This is a genomic window from Trebonia sp., from assembly GCF_049794275.1.
Taxonomy (GTDB): domain Bacteria; phylum Actinomycetota; class Actinomycetes; order Streptosporangiales; family Streptosporangiaceae; genus Trebonia.
Genome location: NZ_JBARCR010001225.1, coordinates 1 through 8840 on the forward strand (window position 1 = coordinate 1; position 8840 = coordinate 8840).

At 69.4% G+C, this 8840-nt stretch carries 16 protein-coding genes; 6 read left to right on the plus strand and 10 right to left on the minus strand.

Annotation, left to right across the window (positions count from 1 at the left end):
* Together WA805_RS30030 and WA805_RS30035 are read right to left on the minus strand one after the other, a co-directional pair.
* The coding region (locus WA805_RS30030; RefSeq protein WP_425244011.1) for an ATP-binding protein at nt 1–421 on the minus strand (421 nt) is incomplete at its 3' end.
* 170 nt (nt 422–591) lie between these two features.
* On the minus strand, nt 592–1188 hold the full coding sequence (locus WA805_RS30035; RefSeq protein WP_422278180.1) for an MBL fold metallo-hydrolase: 597 nt from the start codon (nt 1186–1188) through the stop codon (nt 592–594).
* A gap of 177 nt (nt 1189–1365) precedes the next feature.
* On the opposite strand from WA805_RS30035, the gene WA805_RS30040 reads away from it, so the two are divergent.
* From WA805_RS30040 to WA805_RS30065, 6 genes are read left to right on the plus strand one after another with little or no spacing between them, the layout of a single operon-like run.
* Nucleotides 1366–1632 (plus strand): hypothetical protein, encoded by a 267-nt coding sequence (locus WA805_RS30040; protein WP_422290351.1) that lies wholly within the window; start codon nt 1366–1368, stop codon nt 1630–1632.
* 10 nt (nt 1633–1642) lie between these two features.
* Nucleotides 1643–2518, plus strand: coding sequence for an AAA family ATPase (locus tag WA805_RS30045; RefSeq protein WP_422278176.1), 876 nt, complete (start codon nt 1643–1645; stop codon nt 2516–2518).
* The gene (locus WA805_RS30050) at nt 2511–3644 is read left to right on the plus strand and encodes a vWA domain-containing protein (protein WP_422337874.1); all 1134 of its coding nucleotides are present in this window, start codon (nt 2511–2513) and stop codon (nt 3642–3644) included. Before WA805_RS30045 ends, WA805_RS30050 begins: the two co-directional genes overlap by 8 nt.
* Before the next feature lie 21 nt (nt 3645–3665).
* On the plus strand, nt 3666–3959 hold the full coding sequence (locus WA805_RS30055; RefSeq protein ID WP_422278172.1) for a hypothetical protein: 294 nt from the start codon (nt 3666–3668) through the stop codon (nt 3957–3959).
* On the plus strand, nt 3956–4393 hold the full coding sequence (locus WA805_RS30060; protein ID WP_422324082.1) for a hypothetical protein: 438 nt from the start codon (nt 3956–3958) through the stop codon (nt 4391–4393). The genes WA805_RS30055 and WA805_RS30060 overlap by 4 nt, the downstream gene beginning before the upstream one ends.
* Nucleotides 4368–5054, plus strand: coding sequence for an L-threonylcarbamoyladenylate synthase (locus WA805_RS30065; RefSeq protein WP_422290355.1), 687 nt, complete (start codon nt 4368–4370; stop codon nt 5052–5054). Before WA805_RS30060 ends, WA805_RS30065 begins: the two co-directional genes overlap by 26 nt.
* A gap of 12 nt (nt 5055–5066) precedes the next feature.
* Here the strand turns inward: WA805_RS30065 and WA805_RS30070 are convergent, their stop codons facing one another.
* The 8 genes from WA805_RS30070 to WA805_RS30105 all read right to left on the minus strand — a co-directional run.
* A complete protein-coding gene (locus WA805_RS30070) occupies nt 5067–5438 on the minus strand; it encodes a hypothetical protein (protein WP_425244012.1) in 372 nt (123 codons plus the stop codon).
* Nucleotides 5435–5710: a hypothetical protein gene (locus WA805_RS30075; protein WP_422278166.1), complete on the minus strand. Its 276-nt coding sequence runs from the start codon at nt 5708–5710 to the stop codon at nt 5435–5437. Before WA805_RS30075 ends, WA805_RS30070 begins: the two co-directional genes overlap by 4 nt.
* Nucleotides 5711–5712: 2 nt before the next feature.
* Nucleotides 5713–5955 (minus strand): hypothetical protein, encoded by a 243-nt coding sequence (locus WA805_RS30080; RefSeq protein ID WP_422278164.1) that lies wholly within the window; start codon nt 5953–5955, stop codon nt 5713–5715.
* A 2-nt stretch (nt 5956–5957) separates the two neighbouring features.
* A complete protein-coding gene (locus tag WA805_RS30085) occupies nt 5958–6185 on the minus strand; it encodes a hypothetical protein (RefSeq protein ID WP_422278162.1) in 228 nt (75 codons plus the stop codon).
* Between the two features lie 21 nt (nt 6186–6206).
* Nucleotides 6207–6461, minus strand: coding sequence for a hypothetical protein (locus WA805_RS30090; RefSeq protein ID WP_422278160.1), 255 nt, complete (start codon nt 6459–6461; stop codon nt 6207–6209).
* A 20-nt stretch (nt 6462–6481) separates the two neighbouring features.
* Complete coding sequence (locus WA805_RS30095) at nt 6482–7075, minus strand: SRPBCC family protein (RefSeq protein WP_425244013.1); 594 nt, start codon at nt 7073–7075, stop codon at nt 6482–6484.
* Nucleotides 7072–8031 (minus strand): XdhC family protein, encoded by a 960-nt coding sequence (locus WA805_RS30100; protein ID WP_422290359.1) that lies wholly within the window; start codon nt 8029–8031, stop codon nt 7072–7074. The genes WA805_RS30095 and WA805_RS30100 overlap by 4 nt, the downstream gene beginning before the upstream one ends.
* A gap of 18 nt (nt 8032–8049) precedes the next feature.
* Nucleotides 8050–8840, minus strand: a 791-nt coding sequence (locus WA805_RS30105) for a molybdopterin cofactor-binding domain-containing protein (protein ID WP_425244014.1), incomplete at its 5' end; no start/stop codon positions are given.

Genomic DNA, 8840 nt, shown 5'->3' on the forward strand with positions numbered 1-8840 from the left:
AGACGCGCTTGCCCTTCCAGCCCGGGACGCTTTCCCAGCCCCAGTCCTCGGAAAGCGCGTCGATCATCTCCAGGCCGCGGCCGGATTCCTCGTCCGGGCCCGGATGGCGGACCACTGGCGTGCCGATCGCCGGGGGCAGGTTGTCCCAGACCTCCACCATGATCCGGAAGTGGTCGGAAAGCAGGCGCACCCACAGCAGCGGCAGCTTCCCCTCGTTGTCGTAACGGGGGTTTCCGTCGGGTCCGGTCGACGCCCTGACGACGTTGGCGGTGAGCTCGCTGACGAGCAGCTCGGTGACGTCGGCAAGCCCGGTCAGCCCCCAGGCGGTGAGCACGACGCCGATGAAGCCGCGAGCGAGGCGCGGTGCGGTAGGCAGCGCGCCAAGCGGGCCGAGGTCGGAGGTCAACGGCCAGTCAGCCACGCGTGGCTCGTCGTTTCAGACGCGATCGGCACCGACGTTCTGGCGGGGCCCAGGGGACAGCGCAAGTCCCGGCCCACGGGGCCAGGCCGGGACTTCGCGCGAGGATAAGGCCTCATACGCCGAAACGCCGCCCCCCGCCGGGTCGTTACACCGCACCGCGATCGTGCGCCTCACCGCAGCGCACCCGCGTCGAACGGCGTGCCGTGCCCCGGAATGATCACGGTCGCGAATGACAGCAGGAGCTCGCGGCTCTTCTTCAGGGCCGCGGGGTCCGTGGCGAGCGGGTCGTTCTCCGGTCCGTCCTCGCTCCACCAGGCATGAGTACAGACGTATACCCCGCCGGCCGTTGCGGCGGCCGTCGAGATGTCCTCCGCGGTGTGCCCGGGAGTGCGCAGCAGCCGGACCGACGGGCCGAGCAGCACGCCGTCGGCATCCCTGTCCGTCCAGCGGTCTCCCTCGTACACCGCCCAGTGGTCGTGGATCCGCGCGGCGGGAAACAGCGCCGCGTTGACCGTGTGATCCGGGTGATGGTGGCTGAACACCACGTCCGTTACGCCGGACGGCTCGAAGCCGTACGAGCCCAGGGCTGCCAGCAGCCCGGAACGCGACGCGACCATGCCAGGATCGACCACGATCACCGCGGGTGAATCCACGATCAGGGTGACCGTTCCGCTGACCCGTCCGTCGTCGCCATCGAGCCCCACGTACCCGTCGTGGAGCACATGGACTTGGGCCGAACCGGTGGCCGGGATCTCATGCACAGTCACACCCCCGACATTACAGACATGTCCAGCAGAGCGGAAACGCAACTCACGTAACAAGCACACTCCCCACGCAGCGCAAGCGCCGATTAAGAAATCGCTTAATCCCGGCTCGTCCTGACCGTCGGTCCGGAGTTACAGTCGCGTATACGCTTTCGGCTGGAGGCAGGAGGGATGTCCGTCATGGGCGCAGAGCGCACGGAGGCGCTAGAGGTCCTCAGGGACATATGGCACGGTCAGGCGCAGACCGCCGCCGACCTCGACGACGATTGCGAGACGCACTGCAAGCGGATGACCGACGCAGGCGTGGGCTTCGACGAATACGGCGGCGACGACGAAACCGACCGCGGCAACGCGTGGCGCGCCAGGCTCGAGCGCGAAGGCAAGCTCAGTTCCGTCGGCTCCCTGCGCGACCTGATCCTGCGAGACAGCCAGAACGCCGCCGGCTGAGATCCGCCCAGTGGAGTACCCGAGAACCGTAACCGAGCTCACTGAAAGCCTGCGGCAGGGCGGTTACCTCGCCGACCGCGGGCTGGCGACGACCCTGCTCGTGTCGCTTTCGCTGCCCAGGCCCGTGCTGCTCGAAGGCGAGGTCGGTGTCGGCAAGACAGAGGTCGCCAAGGTCCTCGCGGCGGTCTTCGGCCGCCAGCTCATCAGGCTGCAGTGCTACGAGGGCATCACCACCAGCCAGGCGCTGTACGAGTGGGACTACGCCAGGCAGATGCTGCAGATAAGGGCCCTGTCGCAGGCCGAGGCCACCGACGAGCAGTCCGTCGACAAGCTGTTCGGGCCCAAGTTCCTGCTGGAACGGCCGCTGCTCGAGGCCGTCAGGCGGGGAGACAGAGCGGTGCTGCTCATCGACGAGATCGACCGGGCCGACGACGAGTTCGAGGCGTTCCTGCTCGAGGTCCTGTCCGACTACCAGATCAGCATCCCGGAACTCGGGACCGTCAAGGCCGATTCCAGCCCGGTCGTGATCCTGACCTCGAACAGGACCAGGGAACTGCACGACGCGCTGCGCAGGCGCTGCCTGTACCACTGGATCGGCTATCCGACGGCTGCGCGCGAGGCGGAGATCGTCGCGATCCGCGAGCCCGCCGCGGCCGGGCAGCTGACCAGGAAGGTCGTCGCGGCGGTGCACCGGCTGCGGGAAATGGACCTGGCCAAGCCGCCGGGTGTCGCCGAGACCATCGACTGGGTGCGCACGCTCGGCGTACTCGGCGAGACCGAGCTGACGCCGGACGCCGCCAACGACACCATCGGCGCGGTCATCAAGGACCGCGACGACCTCGACCTGGTGCGCGAGAACCTGGCGGAGATCATCCCCGGTGCCTGAACCCAGCGATCCGTTCACGAGCGTGCTGGTGGGCTTCGCCGCCGAACTGCGCGCCGCCGGGCTGACGGCCGGTACCGGTGACGTGCTCACCTACTTCGCCGCCATGACGCCGCTCGACCCGACGGACCTGGTCGACCTCTACTGGGCCGGGCGGGCCACCCTCGTCAGCCGCCATGAGGACCAGGGCGTTTACGACCAGGTGTTCAGAAGCTACTTCCTCGGCGCGGACGCGCCGGCGAAAAGCCAGCTGGTGCTGCGCGCCCAGTCGGTGGCCGAAGCCGAGGCGGAACTCGTGATGCCCGCCACGGAGCCCGGTCCCGAGGAGGACCAGGACCAGCCGCACCTCGGCTGGATGGCGTCCGGCGCGGACGCGCTCAAGCACCGGTCCTTCACCGCCTGCACGCCTGCCGAGCTCGCCGCGCTGCACCGGATCATGACGCGGATGCGGCTCACCCCGCCGCGCCGTCGCACCAGGCGGACCAGGCCGGCCGCCGCCGGCAGCGAGCCGGACATGCGGGCCACCATCAGGGAGTCGATGCGCATGCACGGGGAACCGCCGGGGCGGCTGTTCTTCCGGCAGCGCAAGACCAAGCTGCGGCCGCTGATCCTCATCCTCGACGTGTCAGGATCGATGGCCGACTACTCCAGGCACCTGCTCCAGTTCGCGCACACCGCCAGCCACTCGGCGGCGCGGGTGGAGGTGTTCTGCTTCGGCACCAGGCTCAGCCGCATCACGAAAGAGCTGGCGCACCAGCGGGTCGACGTCGCCCTCGAGGAGGCGGCCAGGACCGTGGTGGACTGGGACGGCGGTACGCGGATCGGCGCGTCGCTCGACAAGTTCGTCAGGAAATGGGGCCGCGGCGGGCTGTGCCGCGGCGGCGTCGTGGTCATCTGCTCTGACGGGCTGGACCGCGGGGATCCCGAGGTGCTGGCGAACGCGATGGAGCGCCTGGCCCGGCTGTGTCACCGTATTGTGTGGCTGAACCCGCACAAGGGCGACGACCGCGATTTCCGGCCGAGCACGCTGGGCATGATGGTGGCGGCGCCGCACATCGACCTGTTGCTCTCCGGGCACGACCTCGCCAGCCTTGAAGAGCTCGCCGGACTGCTGCCGGCGCTGAACTAAGCGGAAAAGGAGGGACCGGCCGTGCGGTGGAGTGTCGGCATCGAGGCCGAAGGCGACCGCGTCTTCAGCCGTGAGGAGATAGTCGAGCTCGCCGACGCGGTCGCGGACAGCCACGGCGTCGCCACGGGGATCGGCACCGACAGGTACGGCGCGCAGCTGCTCGTCGTGGCGGACAGCCGGGACGACGCCATCGCCGTGGCGACCGGCGTCTTCCGCGCCGCGGCCGAGAAGGCCGGGCTGCCTGCCGCTCCCATCGTCAGGACCGAGGCGATCAGCGAGGCCGAGGAAGCCACGGAAGCCGGCGAGCCGCGGTGATCCGGCTTGGCTCGCTGGCCGGCTACCCGTTCGACGGCCCGCGGCTGCTCGCAGGCTGGACACCGCCGCCGGTCGCGGCGGTGTACGCGATCATGTACAAGCCCGAGCCGGAGAAGGAGAACTACGCGGTCATCTACGTCGGCCACGCCGACGACCTGTCCGCGCAGCGGTTCCCGTTCCAGCACCCGCGGGCCGCGTGCTGGATCCAACGGGCCGGCTCGAAGTGGAAGGTCTACGTCTGCAGCTTCGAGGTGCCGGGCGGGACGCGCGCGCACCGCGAGCAGATAGCCCGCGAGCTGACCGCCGTCTACCGGCCGAGCTGCAACGAACAGCAGTACGATCACGCCTGGAAGGACGAGTGGATCGGCGAGTACTCCGCCGCGCCGACCACGGCTCCGGTCACGCGCCGTGGCCCCGACCAGCGCCCCGGCTAAGCCTCTGGTCCTGGTAGCGCCGCGAGCCTACACTTCTGGCATAGCCAGGTACTTTGACGTTCATCCGGCCAACCCGCAGCCTCGGGCGATCGCCCAGGTCGCCGAGATCGTGCGCGCGGGAGGCGTGATCGCCTACCCGACGGACTCTTGCTACGCGCTCGGGTGCCAGCTCGGCAACAGCGACGGCATCGCGAGGATCAGGGCTATCCGCCAACTCGACGGCCGGCACCACCTCACGCTGGTGTGCCAGGACTTCGCCCAGCTTGGCCAGTTCACTTACGTTCCCAACCGGGTGTTCCGGGCGATCAAGACAGCGACCCCCGGCAGTTACACGTTCATCCTTCCGGCGACCAAGGAGGTGCCGCGCAGGCTCCAGCACCCGGGGAAGAAGACGGTCGGGGTGCGGATCCCGGACCACGTGGCGGCCCAGGCGCTGCTCGCCGAACTTGGCGAGCCGCTCGTCTCCAGCACCCTGCTGTTGCCCGGCGAGGACGAACCGATGACCCAGGGCTGGGAAATCTCCGAACTACTCGGCCAGGCCGTGGACGCGGTGATCGACTCCGGCGACTGCGGGACCGAGCCGACGACGGTCATCGACTTCTCCAAGCCCGAGCCCGAGATCGTCCGCCGCGGCGCGGGCGACCCGTCCGTTTTCGAGTGAAGAGTCGGGCGCTTACGTTCCGGATGACTCTGGGTCGTAGCCGACGCCTGCCAGCAGCCGGGAACGGCGGGTACCGGACGCCGGCCTCGCCACTTCCGGTACCTCGGGCGGCGGCGCCGTCGGCGTGACGCCGGCGACGATGCCCTCGGCCATGCCGTACAGCAGCGGCAGCGCGCCTGCCACCACCCCGCCGGTCTCGTTGATGTGCTCGACACCAGGCCCGATCAGCTTCGCGTCGGCGACGATACCGCGGACGATGTCGGCGCCCCCCTCAAGCTTGGCGCCGATGCGGTCGAGCAGCGTGCCGGCCCAGTACAGGTAGACGGCCAGGCCCGCGATGAGCAAGACGATGACAACGACCGTCAGGACGACCAGCACAGTCATGACTTGACCTTTCCGAGTACCCGGCCGAGGAACAGGTGGTGCTGCAAGCCCTCGGCGAGGACCGCCTCCACGCCCGTGGCGACCTGCGGGATCAGCACTGTCTCCGCGGTGTTGGCCTTAGCCGCGGTGAGCGTCGCGCCGATCGTGTCCACCCGGCCGTCGATGCGCTTGATCAGGTAGATGAGCAGGCTGAGCAGCGCCGCGACGGCCACCACGACGACGAAGCCGACGATGATGACGGATACCCAGAGAGTGTGCTCGGTGGGGTTCACCGCTAGCCTCCTAGCCGGTGCCGGCCGCGCTCAAGCCCGGCGATGATGGTGGTGGCGTACTCGATCGTGGTGCTGAGCGCGCCGAGCGGCGCCGTGTTGCGGACGGCGCCTTCGAGCGCGGCGTTGATCTTCGGCGCCTCGTCGCCTATCTGCTTGGCGAGCACCAGGATCCACGTCACGAGGACGACAACGGCGAGCAGGATCACGCCGCCGATGACGTAGCCGATGGTCCAGTCTGTGGTCATCGCTACACCGTTTCGCAGAAGTCGCTGACGGGCTTGAGGTTGGCGTTGACCGAGGTCAGCCGTGCGGGGACGGTGGACGTCAGCTGGTCGACGGCCTGCACGCCGCCGGTGAGGGTGACGAGCGTGCCGCGGATCGCGCGCAGGTGGAACACGATCCTGATCAGGCCGACCGCGGTGAACACGATGATCAGGCCCGCGACGGCGATGGTCATCCAGGCTGCTGCTGGCATGGGACCGGCGCTCCTCTCCGGCTAGCCGAGTAGTTTCGCTACGGAGCCGGCGTAGCGCACCGCGCCGACCTTGACCGCCTCGATGGTCTGGTCCGTAACGGCCAGCCCCTCGGGGACGTCCTGCAACTCGCCGATCAGCGCGACGCCGCCGGCGAGGATGTCGTCGCTCGCGGCGCGGATCCGTTCCAAGGCCGCGAGCACCCGGTTGAGCAGGTAGATCACGACCGGCAGGATCACCACGAGCAGGATCACGTTGCCGATCCACCACAAGACCATGACTTGGTCTCTCCTTTCGGTCAGCTCGCCGCGGGCTGGTAGGGCAGGAAGAACCGGCGGAAGACGCGGGTCAGCGCCATCCGAGCGGCGCGGAAGGCGAGGCTGAGGCCGCTGGCGGAGCTGGCTCCGCTGGCGGCGGCGATCTGTTCCGCCGACTCCCCGCGCTCGAGCCGCTCGATCCGGTCTTGCATGTTCGCGGAGAAGTCGCGCATCAGCACGGCGGAGACGTCGGAGATCATGCCCCTGCCGTACTGCGCGGCCGCCCCGGCCAGCTGGAGGTCCTGGGTGACGTCGACTTTGGTGCCGCGGCCGCGCGGCGTCAGGATGGCGCTGACCACCATGGCGGCCTGGCCGCGGCCTTTCACGTCGGCGCCCGCCGCGTGGACCACGAGCTTCTTGGCGGCCTCATCGCGTTCGGTGATGTCGGCGGTGCCGTTGAACTGGAGCCGGACCGGGCCCATCCGGATGGCCACCTGGCCCTCGTACTTGTCGTCGCCGAGGTCCTTGGTCAGTTCCGCGCCGGGCAGGCAGGACGCCACCTGCGGGATGTCGCCGAAGAACTGCCACACCTTCTCGACCGGCTCGGCGACCTCGAAGCCGCTGGTGATGATCACCTCAGCACCGCCTTGATGTAGGCATCAGGATTCTCCTCGAATGTCCGGCGGCAGCCGGTACAGCAGAAGTAGTAGGTGACCCCGTCGCGGGTGAGGGGCCGTGCGGATGCGTCCGCCGTGACGGTCATCCCGCAGACCGGGTCTAGCGCCTCGACGGCCTCAGCGAACTTCAGCTCCGTGCGTGCCTCGTTCTTGCCCTGCGCGGGCAGGTCCGCGAAGGCGCCGGACGCGCGCAGCTGCACCAGCTCCGCGAGGACCGCGACGGCGATCTCCTCGTGACTCGTCCTGCCGAGGTCCAGGCCGGCCGGGGCGTGCACCTTGTCGAGCTGGTCCTTGGGCACGCCGCGGTCGGCGAGGTACCCGAGCACCGCTTCTGCACGGCGGTGCGACGCGACCAGGCCCAGGTAGGCCGGGTGCGCCGCGATCGCGTGCTCCATCATGTCCTCGTCGCCGTGCCCCTGGGTGGCGACGACGACCATCGACCGCTCGGCCGCGTGCCCCGGCGTGAACTCCGTGCCGCTGACCAGGTCCGCGGACCAGCCGAGCGCCCTGGCCAGCTCGGCGAGCGTCTGTGACATGGGCGAGCTGCCCACGATCACCAGGTGCGGTACCGGGAACACCGGCTCGATGTAGATCTCGAGGGCGCCCTCGCTCTGGCAGGAGATCGGCACCACGGTCATTCCCTCCGGTACCGCCGCGCCGAACTGGTCCGGGGTGCCGAGCAGCAGCAGCCGGGCGTTCCCGTCCGCCATGACCTGCCTCGCCTCGCGGATCACCACCGGCTCCGCGCAGGCGCCGCCGATCCAGCCGCGCACCTGCCCGTCCGCGGTGATGATCGCGCGCGAGCCCTGCTTGCCGGACGACGGTCCCTGGCGCCAGACCACCGTCGCGAGCGCGAACGTCTGCCCGCTGCGGGCCAGCTCGCCGACCTGCTCCAGCACTCCCAAACCGCTCATGACCTACCTCCCGGGCCCTTACCCGTCCTGGCGCACTGGCGGCGCGCCGGACACGTCTCGCCGGTATGTGATCGCTTCCCACACCCGGTCCGGCAGAACCGGCATGTCGATGTTCCGCACCCCTGTCCCGCCAAGCGCGTCGATGACCGCGTTGACGAAGGCAGCGGGGCCGCCGACCGCGGCGCACTCGCCGATGCCCTTGGCGCCGATCGGGTGGTGCGGGCACGGCGTGACGACCTCGCTGTGCAGCTCGTAGCCGGGGGTCTCCCACGCGGTGGGCAGCAGGTAGTCCATGTAGTTCGAGCCGACGCAGTTGCCGTCGGCATCGAACGTGATGAACTGCATGCTGGACATGGCGTACGCCTCGGTCAGCCCGCCCATGATCTGGCCCTCGACGATCATCGGGTTGATCCGCACGCCGCAGTCGTCGACGGCGACCATCTTCAGCACGTCCCAGACGCCGGTCTCGGGATCTACCTCGACCGTGACGATGTAGACGGCGAACGGCCAGGTGAGGTTCGGCGGGTCGTAGTACGCGGTGTTCTCCAGGCCCGGCTCCATGCCGTCCGGCATGTTGCTGTAGGCGGCCATGGCGCACTCCTGGATGGAGACGCCGCGCTGCGGCGAGCTGCGTACGTAGAACCGGCCGAGCTCCCACTCGATGTCCTCCTCGGACACCTCCAGCAGGTGCGCCGCCAGCTTGCGGGCCTTGGCGCGGATCTTGCGCGACACCATGGCGACGGCCGCCCCGGCGACCGGCGTGGACCTGGACGCGTAGGTGCCCATCCCGAAGGGCGCCGTGTCGGTGT

Bases quoted from the DNA above. Each gene is read 5' to 3' on its own strand.
- WA805_RS30080 (WP_422278164.1), bottom strand. From the start codon at position 5,955: ATGACCACAGACTGGACCATCGGCTACGTCATCGGCGGCGTGATCCTG.
- WA805_RS30085 (WP_422278162.1), bottom strand. From the start codon at position 6,185: ATGCCAGCAGCAGCCTGGATGACCATCGCCGTCGCGGGCCTGATCATC.
- WA805_RS30090 (WP_422278160.1), bottom strand. From the start codon at position 6,461: ATGGTCTTGTGGTGGATCGGCAACGTGATCCTGCTCGTGGTGATCCTG.
- WA805_RS30070 (WP_425244012.1), bottom strand. From the start codon at position 5,438: ATGACTGTGCTGGTCGTCCTGACGGTCGTTGTCATCGTCTTGCTCATC.
- WA805_RS30040 (WP_422290351.1), top strand. From the start codon at position 1,366: ATGGGCGCAGAGCGCACGGAGGCGCTAGAGGTCCTCAGGGACATATGG.
- WA805_RS30100 (WP_422290359.1), bottom strand. From the start codon at position 8,031: ATGAGCGGTTTGGGAGTGCTGGAGCAGGTCGGCGAGCTGGCCCGCAGC.